We start from the raw sequence: 15330 nt of genomic DNA, 5'->3' as shown, positions 1-15330 counted from the left end.
ATAATTCTTCGATACATCTTAGATAATCCTTCGATGATTTTTCGTTATTTATCCGCAGGAAAGATATGATTTTTATTCGGTGGTGCAAAATAAAATTCGCCATTTTTATTTTGCACCACCGAATAAAAATCATATCTTTGTAGGAAAAAGCAGAGTATGGATAAGGAAATATTTAGAACGATAATCTCTGAGAATCAAGAATATATAGGAAGCATACCGTTGGTGGAGCGTCCCCTTGACTTGGAAGAGTATGGCAACTATGTGTTTGTGGGTGTAAGACAGGCAGGAAAATCCTACTTGTTGTATCAACGTGTGCAGCAATTATTGGCAGAAGGAAAGCTTTTGGAGGACATTGTTTATGTAAACTTCGATGACGAGCGTCTGCAAGGGATGGCTGCTACAGACTTCGATCTCATAATTCAAGCCTATCACAGCATGTATAGCGGTCAGCCGATATTCTTCTTTGATGAGATACAGAATGTGGATGGTTGGGCTAACTTTGCGCGTCGTCTTGCTAACTTGAAGTATCGTGTTTATGTTACGGGAAGCAATGCCAAGATGCTGAGCCGTGACATAGAGACCGTTTTGGGAGGCAGGTATCTTAGTGTGAATGTCTTTCCGTATAGCTTTAACGAATACCTTACGGCTGTTGGTGTAAACATTGCAGGAGGATGGCAGTATGGCAGGAAGGCTAATGAGTTGCAGCGTCATTTCAGAACTTACTTTGAATGGGGAGGTTTCCCGGAATTGGTCAACTTCCGCGAGAAGCGCATCTGGCTCAACAGCTTGTACAACCGCATATTCTTCAATGACCTTATTGTGCGTCATAAGATAAAGAACGAGGATGCCCTGCGTCTGTGTGTGCGTCGTTTGGCAGAAAGCGTGATGCAACCCTGCTCGTTGAACAGATTGAGCAACTTGGTTAAGTCGACAGGTGTTCGATGCAGTGCGTCAACCATTATGGAGTATGTGAGATATTTGCAGGAGTCTTGTCTGTTGATATCATTGGACAACTATGCCTCTAAGTTCACAGAAAAAGAAACGGTGAAGAAGCACTATTTTGTGGACAACGGACTGTTGCACCTCTTCATCAACAACCCTGACACACTGTTGCTTGAAAACCTATGTGCCATAACATTATATAAGAAGTATGGCTGTGGCATCTATTATTTCAACCGCAATATTGAGGTTGACTTCTATGTACCCGACGAGGGTCTGGCTGTTCAAGCCAGTTATAGAATGAGCGACGAGTCTACATTGGAACGTGAGGTAAAAGCCTTGGTAGCCCTTAATTCTTTATATCCTCTGAAAAAGGCAATGATTGTGACATACGAGGACGAGGGAGTGATGGAGCGCGATGGGTTGAAAATAGAGGTTGTGCCTGTTTGGAAATGGGTGCTAAATGGTGTATAATGAGACATTTGATTCATCGTGCTTACAAAGCAATGTTTGAACAAAGTGAGCTTTATAGAAAAATAAGAATTTTTTTCTGATAGGATATGGTTACTTCTGATCTCTATATCTCATAAACAGACAAACTTAGAAGTTGCGCCCGACACGGATTAGGGAAATCGATATGAAGAAAATTAAGATTACAGAGCAGATACATGTCCTTGGAACTACGTTTAAGGATATTTACGAGATAGCAGACTATTCGTGTAAGGAAATGCCCAAGGATGGTGTATATGTAGGACAGTTCGTGAAACATCATCTTTGGTTTGATGAATGTGATTATCTCAGCGACAATTATTGGCATTGTAGTTTTGTATTTGCAAAGTCAAAAGATGAGGTTGAAAACAAATTGGAAAAGTTAAGAGAGTATCAATTCCCTGAATTAAGGGAAGAATTGGCACCAATGATATACTGGGATGATGAATACGATGATATGAAAGTAACGGATGATATTACATTAAAATGACACATAAAGAAAAAAAACAGGCAAGGGGATAGCCAACACTTTGAATACGCATATATAATACAGGGCTCGTTTCAATGTAGGTGTCTTGTCAAGGCTTACTACTTGAAACGAGCCTTATTCGTATAACTAACATTAATATGGAGATAAGATATGCAACAATAAGCAAGACTGGTCGGCGAAGCAATAATGAAGATTGCTTTAACGTTTTGGAAATGCCAGAGCACAATTGTTTCATGGGAATAGTCTGTGACGGTATGGGCGGTCATTCCTTTGGAGAGACAGCCAGTGAAACGGTATGCAATACTATATCTGACTTTTGGAAGAAGCATATCAGTATGCCCGATTGTGACTCAAAGGTGAAACTTGCTTGCAAGAAAGCGAGTTGTGCAATTGACAAAAAGACATTTGAACTTCATCATGCAGAGATGGGTACGACCATGGTCATGGTAAGTATTGAGAACGATGTGGCAACCATTGCACATATTGGTGATAGTCGTTGTTATGTACAAAGACCTGGTGATGGATTACTTTATCAGACAAAAGACCATATCCGGCTTGATTTCGGATGGGAGATTGTTGCCAAATGCTTCTTCTCTTACCGTCCGGAAGTGGCTGTACCAGATATTCGACAAATCCAGCTACAGACTGGTGACAGAGTGTTGCTGTGTTCGGACGGACTATACAAAAGCATAGCTCCAGACATCCTGCAAGCAAGGATGTTGGACGACAAGCCCTTGGAAGAGATACTTGATGTATTTGACTTTCTCTGTCAAAAACAAGGTGATGACAACTATACGGCAATATTGATGGAAATAGAATAAAATAAGGATAAGATGAGAAAGATACTATTAGAAATTGATTTGGCTATCTGTTCATTGTGGACTATAGCCGCATTGGGAAGCAGAATAGCATGGGTCGCTACTCCTGCAACATGGATTGTGATGTTACTTATTATGTCACGTCTGCTGCTCTCGTTCACGCTTTACCATAGGGAAAAGAAATCATGGATTCCAGGACTGCTGTTCATGGGATTGGCAGCCTTCGCTGTCAGTACAGAACTTGACATAAAACTTAATGAGCTTGCCTCAAAAGTATTTCCATTGTTGAACATCGACTTTGACCAATGGTGGTATGTAGGGCTTACTTTAGCTGTGGCTACATGGTTGTGGGTAGTTCCTTTGGCGGTCTTCCTCGTCAATATCTTCCGTAAGGGTTTTCTGACAGACACCTTGACATGGAAAGACGCACTTGGCAAACTGCTCTGGACGGATAAGACTGCAAGGACATACTGTTCCCTACTGTTGATAACAACAGGCACATTGTATGCTGGTCTCGCTATGAATGCGAGGATATGTCTGTTCGCCTGTGTCGTGGCTCCGACACTGAGTTTCCATCTGCTTAAAAGATATTATGGATTGGAGAAAGGAAAAGTGTGGGTGTTGGTTATATCCATGCTGATATTCTTCTTTGCCCAAACCCATGCCGGACTGTTGCGAATGGCCATGTTGGGCATCAGTTTTAGCATGGTGATCTATGTATGTAGTTCATTTTACCAGAACAAGAAAAAAATGTTGCTGTCCGTTATGTCAGCCATCTATGTGGGCATAATGTTGCCAAGTTTGGCAATAGGCAACAACCAATACACATGCTTCAATGTAGGAAGAACCGGATATTATACTCTTGACACCTATCCTGGCATATTCAGCATAGAGGACAAGAAAACAGGGAAGATAGGACTGCGTGACAGATATGGTCTGTTGGTGAAACCGGAGTATGATGCCTTTGTCTATCATACAGCAAGACATTGGTTTGGCGAGTTGGAACTGCGTAAGAACGGATATTACACTCTCTATGACATCTGTAATAGCGAGTATCGTAAAGACAATCATATTAGCCATCAACTGCAGGACAGTATCTGTCAAATTGTAGAAGAGCACCTCTCGGAGTACGACTATAAATCTGATGAAAGACTGGAAGTAAAACTAATAGAAGCAAAGAACAGCCAAGTACGCACTCATATCAAGGCTTTGAAAAACGGATCTGTCATTTACGACTACGATGACAAAGAAGCGTTTATACCAACAGATTCCATTTCATATACTCCAGGAACAATAGTTCGTGACTCCTTAATCATGTTAAAATGGTGTCAGTTGAAATCACTTAGCTATGCACACAGTGCGACCACAAATGATTCCGCTGTCTATAACATTCAGGTGACGCTTGCGAGAGAAAACATGCCCAAACCAAAGGAGGCAGAAATGCTTGTGAAAAAAATCTCATGTTTTCTGAGGTGCATTCTTCCAAAGAACTAAAGCAAGCCATTGAAAATATCCGTAGGATAAAGAATGTGGATGAGGTGGCAAGAATAGAAATTAAATAACAAAAATGAACAACATGAAAACTACTGCAATATTCAAAATGTCGGTATTGTTTCTGTTTGTCCTTTCCGTAGTATCCTGTAAAGGAAATAAAGGCGGATTGGATAATCAGGAATCCGATACTGTGATGGTTGCTAAAGACAGCATTCCATTTGTCTTGAAACATCTGGATGTTGACAAGAAAAAAGTGATGGCATACGTTACCTGTTCAGAACATACGGTTGACTCCTTGCTATCCATTGCAGATACAGCGTATAGCAAAACTGGCAGCTACAGTTTGGAAGACTTGGGCATGGACAATGAAGAGTATAACAAGTGGATTACAAAAGACTACAAAGACACCATTTCTATCGTTATTGCCCTGTTCGATTCATACGCAAGTATGGTCAATTCTGGTATGGATGAAGCAAGCGCATCCTTTGTCTGGCATGAGGTAGCACGACTACAGATGAAGCACTTCTATAAAAAAACAGGTGGCGAATGGCAAGAACCTAATAGTTACGAAAAACTATTTCGGGTAATTAATGGAGTTGTGGAAACATACGACTGTGGTACCCAAGCCGACATGAATATGGCAGCCTGGCGTTCTGTCATGCCTGTTGACTATCGGCTGATAGAAGCATACAAGCAACTGGCGGATCTGTGTAATGACAAAGAGACAACGAAACTCATTCACGATGACTATATGTACACGCTAACCACTTATCGGGCACATCGTGACGGCATCGACGAGTGGTATTCCGATCTGCCTCGTGAGCAAGGTACACTGTTTGAATGGTTGCTAAGAAGCAAACTCGAAAATATCAATCTACTCATCAAGAACTACAAGAGAGGAAAGATAGGAAGTAATGCTGTCAAGAAGAACTTGCAGGAACATCTGTGTCTTGCAAACAAAAGACTAGTAAGACTGGCCAAAGATTTTCTTGATAGAGAAAGAGATGAATTTCGATGATGTCAAGCCAATGAAGTGATAGATTAGAGGTTACTTTTCTCTCTCTATTATCATAAACATACAAAATAACAAACTTAGAAGTTGTGCCCGACACGAATTAGGGTATTGTGAGATGAGATTCAATATGTATTCGTGGATTATATTAATGATGATGTTTTTAAGTACAATGACATCTTGCTCTGCAGACAAGAAATCTTTGCCTCCTAATGGCTATTTGTATTGTGGATATTGTCACGGTACTGGATATGACTACTATTATCTTGGTGGACTCATTTCTGAGGAATGTAGTAGTTGTGGAGGAAGTGGGTATGGCATAAATCCAAATTATTCTACAGGGATGCCAACATTTAAAGGCAGTGGACATGTTCATGTTGACGAACATATTCCATGGAATGAATGTGATATATGCGGCAAGCATAAACTGAATTGGTAAGTAATCTATAAAAACTAATACGATGTTGAGTAAGAACCAAACACAAAGTTATAAAAGATGAAGAATTGGTGCTTATATTTAATAACGATGTTGCTTCTTGCAAGTTGCTCAGAGCAACAGGTGATGGAGGAAACTTTGTCTTCACAGAAGTTAACAGAGCAGAATGGCATGACTGTTACTCCGCAGGACTCAGTCATGTCATTACTCTATCAAGCTCGCTGGGGCGATGGTTCGGCATATCTGAAACTGGCAGATTGTTATCGAGATGGTATTGGGGTAAAGAAGGATTTCTTTGGTATGATTACTATGGCTCACATGGCTGAGTGGCGTGGAGCAATCAATCGCATTGATGATTATATCTACGGCTTGCCAGATGGTAATGATTACAAAACATTATTTCTCCTAATGGATGGCTATAAGTCGTATATTCAAGAGGATCCAGACAGTATAGAGCATGTACTACGTGCGAGCGACAGTCCTGAAGCAAAGACACTCCTCGGAATGATTACTGTTGACCAAGGAGACACAATATCAGGGATGAATATGATAAAAGAGGCAGCAAATCAAGGTTGTTCCTTGGCTGAACTGCTGTTAACCATACCTGATTGGGAAGGCAGACTGAGAGCAGATGCAACAAAGCTTGGCATAATTGCTCATCGTGTACCTCTCGCCTATCTGATTCTTGGCGACCTCTATTATGAACCTGACGATAATGGCAAATCAAACAAGCAACTTGCTGTAGAATACTACATGAAAGCAGAAGAACATGCTGTGTTGGACCGACATGGCGCAGAAAGAGTGCTCGACTATTACAGAAATGGAGGGAATGTCCAACTGACAGAAGACGATGTCAAGCGATTGGAACTGATTGTACAACCTAAAGATGTAGAGACGGAATGAAAACAATAAAACAAACAGTTAGAACATTATTACTATTCATGCTAATACTCTGTAACATAGGAGCCTATGCTCAGAGAAAAGAAGTTCTGATGAATTTACGTTTGTAGGTTGTTTCCCTGCTGATAATCCGAAATACAACATCGGTATGGTTGTCATTCGTCCTCGAAAACATCCTGCAACTTTTGGTATACTGGTGAACCTTTATACCTTTGGTTATAAGTGGCATAATCGAGTAGGAGGAAAACGAAGCAGTTTTCTTCCTACTTTCGTTTTCCGACCTCTCACACCACCGTACGTGCGGTTCCGCATACGGCGGTTCCTATTTTGGATACCATTCGAGATATGCCTCCATTAAAGTAGCATACCCTGCGGAGCGTAGTTTATTGTTATCTATCGCCCTTTTTAGAACAGGGCTGTCAGCTATTCGCCAATAGCCCTTGCGAGTATTACCCCATTCGTATGCTTGGTATTTATTAATGCCACATCTGATGAGGTTTGCCACTTTTGTCTTGACTTTCTTCCAAGCTTTCCATATACACATGCGTATTCGACGTCTTAACCATTCATCAGTATCAAGTAAGAGACGTTTCATATTAGCAAGATGATAATAGCCGACCCACCCTCTTATGTATTCTTTCAGCTTTTGCTTTCTCTTGGCGTATCCCCATCCGTTGCTGCGACTTGTCAATTCTTTCAACCTTGATTTCATCTTGGCTTTGGACTTTGGGTGCACTGTGAGTTGGCATTTGCCCTTCATCACATAAAAGGAGTAGCCGAGGTATTTCACTCCGCGCACATACGACACTACGGTCTTTTCCTTGTTGACTTTGAGATATAGAGTATTCTCTATAAATCGGGTTATAGACTCCTTCACTCGCATTGCTGCCCTCTTGGACTTACAAAATATCATCGAGTCATCTGCATAGCGTACAAAGGGAAGCCCTCTGCGTTCAAGTTCTTTATCCAATTCATTGAGCATGATGTTGCTCAACAACGGACTTAGCGGTCCTCCTTGGGGAGTTCCTTCCTCACTCGCTTCAAACAAGCCTTTGTTCATTACACCACTTCGGAGATATTTGTGTATAAGACTGACAACTCTGCCGTCTTTTATCGTACGGCTGAGGATTTCTATGAGCTTGCTATGGCTCACGGTGTCGAAGAAGCGTTCAAGGTCAAGGTCTACTACATAGGTGTAGCCCTCGTTGATTATCCTTTGCGCTCCACGCAGTGCATCATGGCATCCTCTTCTCGGTCGGAAGCCGTAGCTTGTCTTGGAGAATTGGTTCTCATAGATGGGAGTCAGTACTTGGTTGATGGCTTGTTGCACCACACGGTCTACTACTGTAGGTATTCCCAACAGGCGCATCTTGCCGTTGTCTTTGGGTATTTCTACCCTTTTCACTGGGTTCGGACGGTAAGAGCCGTCCATCAAGGAACGGATGAGCACATCCTTGTTGGTCATGAGCCATGGGAGCAACTGCTCGCATGACATCTTGTCGATACCACCACAGCCTTTGTTTCTCATAACAGCCTTGTAGGCTCGGTTGAGATTGGAAGGACTGAGGATTTGCTCGAAAAGGTGCTCCTTGTCGAATGGTACTTCCACGATGTTGTCTTCACACATCCACATGAAGGTCTGCACTCCCCCATACCATTCGGTTTCCGACCTATCTCTTTGGGGGCAGCCATTAACTTGGGATAATGTTTTCTGCATTCTTTCCTTCATGAGGTATGTTTCAATTACTATCGTTTAATTGTTAGGTTCAGCCCTTCGTGCAACGTTATCGACTATTGCACTACTATGGCGTCTGCTGACTTCTCACGGTAAGCTTTACTCCGCTTCTTTCGTAAAAAAGACTATTTGAAGCGTCCGTGAGACCTCCTCGGATAAGGGCATTGTCTTTCCATCTTATACCCACTTCATTTACACCGACCGTTCCGAATAGCTATGGGGCTTTGGTCTGTGTTGCAACCTTACCCACGGTCATATGCCTTGTATGAAGTTTCTGTACGTTAGGTCAGATGTTTGCCACCGGCTTCTTTCAGATTTCACCTCACGATGAACACCCTTGCCTTTGGCTATGTAATTCCCGCTATTAAGGCTTACTCGGGACTTGCACCCGTTAGACAATGCTCGTGCCGAGCATACAACAAAAAAAAGACGTAATGTATTGTCTACATTACGTCTTTCGTAGTTGCGGAGGCAGGACTCGAACATGCGACCTCCAGGTTATGAGCCTGGCGAGCTACCAACTGCTCCACTCCGCGATATTGATTATTTGTGCATTTCTTGATTGCGTGTGCAAAGGTATGAAGTTTTCGGGAAACTGCAAAACTTTTCAGCGGAAATCTTTAGTATTTGGTGTAATATTGACTTGCATCAATGGAATAATGCCGTATTTGTTGATTCGAATCGGTATTTGGAACGTTTTGATGTGTGCGGTGAAGGGATTGCCGCAATATGATAGCGTTACCGTTCAGAATGTTTGGCACGAACGTGATGGATGCGGCGGAGAGATTGCGGTGGAATGGCTTATATGGGTCCGTAATATATGGACATTTGGGTTTGGCAGATTGTTGTCTATAGGTCGGTAGTGGATATTCCGGATTCGTGCCGGAAGGGCAATATATTATAAGGTGTGCAGGGCGTCTGTGGCAGGATGAGAATTTATAACACTCAAAAACAGTCATTAGCACGTTTAATTTGTCAGGGGTGAATGCTCGTGGTAAATGCTTTGTGGATATCCAGTTTCCGTCCGGAGGTTTATGTGGCTAATAAAGGTGGCGACAGGTCGTAAACAGACTGTTGGGGTTAAAAAAGATGTAAAAACAGAACATAAATGGTTATTTATTTTGCAATTTCCATAGAAATAAATACTTTTGCACATGTTAATGGCCGTGTGCAAGAAGACGGAATGTGCATCGAGGGTACAATCGGTGTGTGTCTGAGCGCCATGGCCGGTGGAACATACACGGAACACTTATCATATTATCATGTCAATATCAAAGACCCGACAGAAGTTGGTTGATGTGGCAAGACAGTTGTTTGCCCGCAACGGACTCGAAAACACCACTATGAACGATATCGCCCAGGCTTCAGGCAAGGGGCGCCGCACGCTGTATACCTATTTCAGCAGCAAGGAAGACATCTATTATGCCGTGATAGAGGGAGAGCTGGAGCGCTTGTCGGACAAGCTTGACGAGGTGGCGGCGAGGAATGTCAGGCCTCAGGACAAGATCATCGAACTGATATACACCCATCTGAGCATGATAAAGGAAACCGTGGTGAGAAACGGTAATCTGAGAGCCGCCTTCTTTCGCAACATCTGGATGGTGGAGAAGGTGAGGAAGCATTTCGACGAGGATGAGATAGAACTCTTCCGCAAGGTGTATACCGACGGCAAGCGCGAAGGAGAGTTCGACATCGACAACGTGGAACTCGTAGCCGACATCACCCACTATTGCATCAAGGGACTGGAAGTGCCCTATATCTGTGGCCGCCTGGGTCATGGCATCACTCCTGAGGCGAGCAAACCGCTTGTCGCCAAGGTGGTATACGGTGCGCTGGGCAAGATCACGAACAAGAATTCAGACAGTGCGCGTCAGGATTGAAGCATCAGACAGTTTCATCCTTCTCCGTGCTTAGGATAAGGTGACGGGTAGATAGAAATACAGTATATACATATTATAAATATAAATACAACGAAAATGGGATTATTAACAGGTAAGACAGCACTCGTAACGGGTGCGGCACGCGGCATCGGTAAGGCTGTCGCAATGAAATTCGCCCAGGAGGGTGCAAACATCGCATTCACAGACCTCGTGCTCAACGACGATATGGCAGCAGGCCTTGAGGCCACACGCAAGGAAATCGAGGCACTCGGAGTGACCTGCCGCGCTTATGCCGGCAACGCTGCCGACTTTGCCGAGACAGAGAAGACCGTGAAGCAGATCCATGCCGACTTCGGTTCTATCGACATCCTCGTGAACAACGCCGGAATTACAAAAGACGGACTTATGCTGCGCATGACAGAGGCTCAGTGGGACGCTGTGCTGAACGTCAACCTGAAGTCAGCCTTCAATTTCATCCACGCTTGCTCTCCAATCATGTTGCGCCAGCGCGGTGGTTCTATCATCAACATGGCTTCTGTAGTGGGTGTCCACGGCAATGCAGGCCAGTGCAACTATGCCGCTTCAAAGGCCGGTATGATTGCTCTCGCCAAGAGTATCGCCCAGGAGCTCGGACCTAAGGGCATCCGTGCCAACGCCGTTGCTCCAGGCTTTATCGAGACAGCCATGACAGCCCAGCTGCCAGAGGATATCCGCAAGGACTGGATGAAGAAGATTCCATTGCGCCGTGGCGGTCAGACAGAAGACATCGCCAACGTATGCCTCTTCCTGGCTTCAGACATGTCAAGCTATGTCAGCGGTCAGGTTATCCAGATCGACGGCGGAATGAACATGTAATTCAGATACATATCTAAGGTTTAGAGAAGCTCGTCCACTGTGCCTTCATTCCGGAGGGGTAGGGGTGAGCTTCTTTTTTTTTGAAGTTTTTTATCCATCAGGCATGAACGTAGTTTACGAAGACAACCATATCATCATCGTCAACAAGCGCAGCGGAGAGATTGTGCAGGGCGACAAGACCGGCGACAAACCGCTCTCCGACACCGTGAAAGAGTATATCAAGGAGGCGTATGCCAAGCCCGGCAACGTGTTCCTCGGCGTGGTACACCGTTTAGACCGTCCTGTGAGCGGACTTGTGGTCTTTGCACGCACGTCGAAAGCCCTGTCGCGACTCAACGACATGTTCCGTACGGGCGACGTGCACAAGACATATTGGGCGCTCACCAAGAACCGTCCGCCCCACGAGGAAGGAACGATAGAGAGCTGGCTCGTGAGAAACGAGAAGCAGAACAAGAGCTATAGCTACGACCGCGAGAAGCCCGGTGCCAAGAAGGCGATACTGAAATACAAGGTGATCGGTGCGACAGACAACTACACCCTCATCGAAGTGAAGCTCCTCACCGGCCGTCACCATCAGATACGCTGTCAGCTCGCCAGCATCGGCTGTCCTATCAAGGGCGACCTGAAGTATGGTGCCAAGCGCAGCAATCCCGACGGCAGCATCTCGCTGCTCGCCCGCAGGGTGGAGTTTGTGCATCCTGTCTCCAAGCAGCCGATATGCGTTGAGGCTCCCGTTCCGGAATTGCCGGAGTGGAAGACGTTCGGGAATTGATGATTCCAGAACGGGGTGTCCCTTTGTTGGGGGCATATTTATGGCTTTATCAGTTAAAATATAAAAAATGTGAGTCTGCTCGCTTTAAATTTAGTATTTTTGCAAATCATTTGTGGAACATTTGCAAATCTATTATTGGCATAAAACATTAACAACAATATAACTTGATGAAACAATTTAGATTAGTTGACAATATACTCGGATGGCTCGCCTTCCTTATTGCGGCCTTTGTATATTGCAGCACTATCGAGCCGACAGCCAGTTTCTGGGACTGTCCGGAGTTTATTACAACAGGTTACAAACTGGAGGTCGGTCACCCGCCTGGCGCACCGTTCTTCATGCTCACCGCCAACCTCTTCTCCCATTTTGCCAGCGACCCGTCGCAGGTGGCGAGGATGGTCAACACCATGAGCGCCCTGCTCAGTGCCACGTGTATCCTGTTCCTCTTCTGGACCATCACGCATCTGACGCGTAAGTTGCTCCTCAACGGATGGGAAGACCTCACCAAGTCAAAGCTCATCGCCATCGAGGCGAGCGGAATGGTGGGTGCGCTGATATACACGTTCAGCGACACCTTCTGGTTCAGCGCCGTAGAGGGAGAGGTCTATGCCTATTCGTCAGCCTTCACCGCAGTGGTGTTCTGGCTCATACTGAAGTGGGAAGACCATGCCGACGAGCCCCATAGCGACCGCTGGCTCGTGCTCATCATGTATATGACGGGATTGAGCATCGGTGTCCACCTGCTCAACCTGCTCTGCGTGCCGGCAATCGTGCTCGTATATTACTATCGCAAATTCCCGAATGCCAACGGCAAGGGCTCTCTCGTGGCGCTCTTCATCTCGTTCATCATCGTTGCGGCGATACTCTATGGAGTAGTGCCAGGCATCATCAAGGTGGGCGGATGGTTCGAGCTCTTCTTCGTCAACACCCTCGGCTTCAGCTTCAATACAGGAGTGATAATCTACATCATGCTGCTCGTTGCCACCGTGGTGTGGGCTATCTACGAGAGTTTCAACGGCAACAACGGCTTGAGGGGCAACCTCTCGTTCGTGCTCTCCGTTGGCCTGCTCGGTATTCCGTTCTACGGATTCGGATGGTCGGCAGTGGTAATCGGAGTTGTGGTGCTTACAATATTGTATCTCGCCCTGAAATACAAGAAAGACGGAAAATACCTCATCACCGCCCGTATGAAGAACACCATGCTGCTCTCCATGCTGATGCTGATGATAGGATATTCCACATACGCCGTAATCGTGATCCGTTCTACCGCCAATCCGCCGATGGACCAGAACTCTCCGGAGGATATCTTCACTCTGGGCAGCTATCTCAGCCGCGACCAGTATGGCGACCGTCCGCTGTTCTACGGACAGGCATACACCTCACAGGTGAAATTCGACGAAGACGGACAGTATTGCATTCCTTCGAAGACCATCGGAGAACCGGTGTACCAGCGCAAGGAGAAAGCAAGCAAGGACGAGAAAGACTCATACTTCATAGTGAACACCAAAGACAAGTATAACTATGCCCAGAACATGGTGTTCCCACGTATGTACGACTCATCCCATGCCGATGCCTACGAGAGCTGGATGGGCGGAGTAGACGGATATAACGTGGACTACGACAGATGCGGAGAGCCTATCCAGGTGAAGATGCCTACACAGCTCGAAAACATCCGCTTCTTCCTTTCATATCAGTGCAACTTCATGTACTGGCGCTACTTCATGTGGAACTTCGCCGGTCGTCAGAACGACCTGCAGGGCAATGGAGAGCTGGAGCACGGAAACTGGATTTCAGGAATACCGTTCCTTGACAACTTGCGTCTCGGCGACCAGAGCAAGCTCCCTGATGACCTCAAGGAGAACAAGGGACACAACGTGTTCTATTGCTTGCCGCTGCTGCTCGGTCTTATCGGACTCTTCTGGCAGGCACTCGCCAAGGGCGACAAGGGAACAAAGCAGTTCTGGGTGGTGTTCTTCCTCTTCTTCATGACCGGACTCGCCATCGTGATTTACCTCAACCAGACACCTATGCAGCCTCGTGAGCGCGACTATGCCTACGCCGGATCATTCTATGCCTTCGCGATATGGTGCGGAATGGGTGTGGCAGCAATCATCGACCTGATAAGAGAGAAGTTCAAGAAAGACAATGTAGCATTGGCAGCAGCCATCTCGGTTGCCTGTCTGCTCGTGCCGATACAGATGGCAAGCCAGACATGGGACGACCACGACCGCAGTGGAAGATATACCTGCCGCGATTTCGGACAGAACTATCTCATGTCATTGCAAGACAAGGGCAATCCGATCATCTTCACCAACGGCGACAACGACACCTTCCCTCTCTGGTATGACCAGGATACAGAGGGAATCCGTACCGATGCCCGTGTCTGCAACCTGTCGTATCTGCAGACCGACTGGTATATCGACCAGATGGTGCGCCCGGCATACGACTCGCCGTCGCTGCCAATCACATGGCCGAGACTCGACTACTGCTCAGGCACCAACGAATACATCGAGGTGCATCCAGACGCCAAGCAGGAGGTGCTCAACTTCTATAAGGAGTATCCGGAGCAGGCAAAGGCACAGTGGGGCGACAATCCGTTCGAACTCAAGAACGTGTTGAAATACTGGGTGCGCAGCCGCGACAAGGACAGCCACTTCATCCCTACCGACACACTCTATGTGACGATAGACAAGGACGCCGTGCGCAAGAGCGGCATGATGATGGCGAGCGACACCATTCCAGACCGCATGGTAATCTCGCTGAAGGGCAAGAACGCCCTCTACAAGAGCGACCTCATGATGCTCGAGCTCATCGCACAGAGCAACTGGGTGCGTCCTATCTATGTTGCGATGACCGTGGGACAGGAGAACTACATGAACCTCGGCGACAACTTCATCCAGGAGGGACTCGCCAACCGCATCACGCCGTTTACCACAAACAAGGGCAACGCTAAGAACTTCGACACGGAGAAGACATACTACAACGTGATGAAGCGATTCAAGTTCGGCGGCCTCGGCAAACCGGGACTCTATCTCGACGAGACCGTGATGCGCATGTGTAACACCCACCGCAAGCTGATGTCGACCCTCGCCCTGCATCTCATCATAGAGGGCAAGAAAGACAAGGCAGCCAAGGTGCTCGCCTATGCCGACAAGATGATGCCGGCATACAACGTGCCGGTGAACTTCATGAGCGGAGGTCTCGACTATGCCGCCGCCTACGCCGAAATCGGCAACAAGGCGAAGGCAAAGCAGATGCTCGGATATGTGGTGAAGAACGCAGAGCAGTATGCCAACTGGTATCTCTCGCTCAGCCAAGACCGCTTCCTCATGTCGCAGCGCGACTGCATGCTTCAGCTTTATGTCTTGAACCAGGCACTTGAGGTGGCAAACAGTTTCGACCCGGCTGAGGCACGTCGCATCAACGGTATCCTGAACCGTGTGGCACAGCAGTATTCAGCAAGAGGCGGACAGATGCCGCAGGAATAAGATGAACTTTCAGACAGTCTAT

The 15330-nt window shown here is 46.2% G+C and carries 11 protein-coding genes and 1 tRNA gene; 10 read left to right on the top strand and 2 right to left on the bottom strand.

The window, feature by feature from the left end:
* Positions 1-156 precede the first annotated feature (156 nt).
* From ACDC99_RS06770 to ACDC99_RS06745, 6 genes are all read left to right on the top strand, one after another.
* On the top strand, positions 157-1413 hold the full coding sequence (locus ACDC99_RS06770) for an ATP-binding protein (RefSeq protein WP_042518019.1): 1257 nt from the start codon (positions 157-159) through the stop codon (positions 1411-1413).
* A 163-nt stretch (positions 1414-1576) separates the two neighbouring features.
* Positions 1577-1918, top strand: coding sequence for a hypothetical protein (locus ACDC99_RS06765; protein WP_370756295.1), 342 nt, complete (start codon positions 1577-1579; stop codon positions 1916-1918).
* A gap of 137 nt (positions 1919-2055) precedes the next feature.
* Positions 2056-2739 (top strand): PP2C family protein-serine/threonine phosphatase, encoded by a 684-nt coding sequence (locus tag ACDC99_RS06760; protein WP_094387991.1) that lies wholly within the window; start codon positions 2056-2058, stop codon positions 2737-2739.
* Positions 2740-2751: 12 nt separating this feature from the next.
* Complete coding sequence (locus ACDC99_RS06755; protein WP_370756293.1) at positions 2752-4230, top strand: hypothetical protein; 1479 nt, start codon at positions 2752-2754, stop codon at positions 4228-4230.
* Between the two features lie 73 nt (positions 4231-4303).
* Positions 4304-5248 (top strand): hypothetical protein, encoded by a 945-nt coding sequence (locus tag ACDC99_RS06750; protein WP_370756292.1) that lies wholly within the window; start codon positions 4304-4306, stop codon positions 5246-5248.
* A 490-nt stretch (positions 5249-5738) separates the two neighbouring features.
* Positions 5739-6581, top strand: coding sequence for a hypothetical protein (locus tag ACDC99_RS06745; RefSeq protein WP_370756290.1), 843 nt, complete (start codon positions 5739-5741; stop codon positions 6579-6581).
* Between the two features lie 319 nt (positions 6582-6900).
* On the opposite strand, the gene ltrA is transcribed toward ACDC99_RS06745, so the two are convergent.
* Positions 6901-8307, bottom strand: coding sequence for a group II intron reverse transcriptase/maturase (ltrA, locus tag ACDC99_RS06740; RefSeq protein ID WP_044075172.1), 1407 nt, complete (start codon positions 8305-8307; stop codon positions 6901-6903).
* Between the two features lie 469 nt (positions 8308-8776).
* Positions 8777-8849: transfer RNA gene (locus tag ACDC99_RS06735), tRNA-Met, on the bottom strand.
* Positions 8850-9575: 726 nt separating this feature from the next.
* On the opposite strand from ACDC99_RS06735, the gene ACDC99_RS06730 reads away from it, so the two are divergent.
* The 4 genes from ACDC99_RS06730 to ACDC99_RS06715 all read left to right on the top strand — a co-directional run bounded on the left by ACDC99_RS06730 (position 9576) and on the right by ACDC99_RS06715 (position 15308).
* Positions 9576-10193 (top strand): TetR/AcrR family transcriptional regulator, encoded by a 618-nt coding sequence (locus ACDC99_RS06730; protein WP_042518781.1) that lies wholly within the window; start codon positions 9576-9578, stop codon positions 10191-10193.
* Between the two features lie 96 nt (positions 10194-10289).
* Positions 10290-11048, top strand: coding sequence for a 3-oxoacyl-[acyl-carrier-protein] reductase (fabG, locus tag ACDC99_RS06725; RefSeq protein ID WP_044065387.1), 759 nt, complete (start codon positions 10290-10292; stop codon positions 11046-11048).
* Between the two features lie 103 nt (positions 11049-11151).
* Positions 11152-11820 (top strand): RluA family pseudouridine synthase, encoded by a 669-nt coding sequence (locus ACDC99_RS06720; RefSeq protein ID WP_042518783.1) that lies wholly within the window; start codon positions 11152-11154, stop codon positions 11818-11820.
* Between the two features lie 167 nt (positions 11821-11987).
* Positions 11988-15308 carry a protein O-mannosyl-transferase family gene (locus ACDC99_RS06715; protein ID WP_370756287.1) on the top strand — a complete coding sequence of 1107 codons (3321 nt, stop codon included), beginning with the start codon at positions 11988-11990 and terminating at the stop codon, positions 15306-15308.
* Positions 15309-15330: the final 22 nt, after the last annotated feature.

This window comes from Prevotella pectinovora (assembly GCF_041323955.1).
Taxonomy (GTDB): domain Bacteria; phylum Bacteroidota; class Bacteroidia; order Bacteroidales; family Bacteroidaceae; genus Prevotella; species Prevotella pectinovora.
This window is presented reverse-complemented; position numbering and strand designations above follow the sequence as displayed.

What these genes read in the sequence shown, in the direction of transcription:
- ACDC99_RS06720 (WP_042518783.1), top strand. Translation starts at nt 11,152, where the DNA reads ATGAACGTAGTTTACGAAGACAACCATATCATCATCGTCAACAAGCGC.
- fabG (WP_044065387.1), top strand. Translation starts at nt 10,290, where the DNA reads ATGGGATTATTAACAGGTAAGACAGCACTCGTAACGGGTGCGGCACGC.
- ACDC99_RS06745 (WP_370756290.1), top strand. Translation starts at nt 5,739, where the DNA reads ATGAAGAATTGGTGCTTATATTTAATAACGATGTTGCTTCTTGCAAGT.
- ACDC99_RS06760 (WP_094387991.1), top strand. Translation starts at nt 2,056, where the DNA reads ATGGAGATAAGATATGCAACAATAAGCAAGACTGGTCGGCGAAGCAAT.
- ACDC99_RS06715 (WP_370756287.1), top strand. Translation starts at nt 11,988, where the DNA reads ATGAAACAATTTAGATTAGTTGACAATATACTCGGATGGCTCGCCTTC.
- ACDC99_RS06750 (WP_370756292.1), top strand. Translation starts at nt 4,304, where the DNA reads ATGAACAACATGAAAACTACTGCAATATTCAAAATGTCGGTATTGTTT.
- ACDC99_RS06755 (WP_370756293.1), top strand. Translation starts at nt 2,752, where the DNA reads ATGAGAAAGATACTATTAGAAATTGATTTGGCTATCTGTTCATTGTGG.
- ltrA (WP_044075172.1), bottom strand. Translation starts at nt 8,307, where the DNA reads ATGAAGGAAAGAATGCAGAAAACATTATCCCAAGTTAATGGCTGCCCC.
- ACDC99_RS06730 (WP_042518781.1), top strand. Translation starts at nt 9,576, where the DNA reads ATGTCAATATCAAAGACCCGACAGAAGTTGGTTGATGTGGCAAGACAG.
- ACDC99_RS06765 (WP_370756295.1), top strand. Translation starts at nt 1,577, where the DNA reads ATGAAGAAAATTAAGATTACAGAGCAGATACATGTCCTTGGAACTACG.
- ACDC99_RS06770 (WP_042518019.1), top strand. Translation starts at nt 157, where the DNA reads ATGGATAAGGAAATATTTAGAACGATAATCTCTGAGAATCAAGAATAT.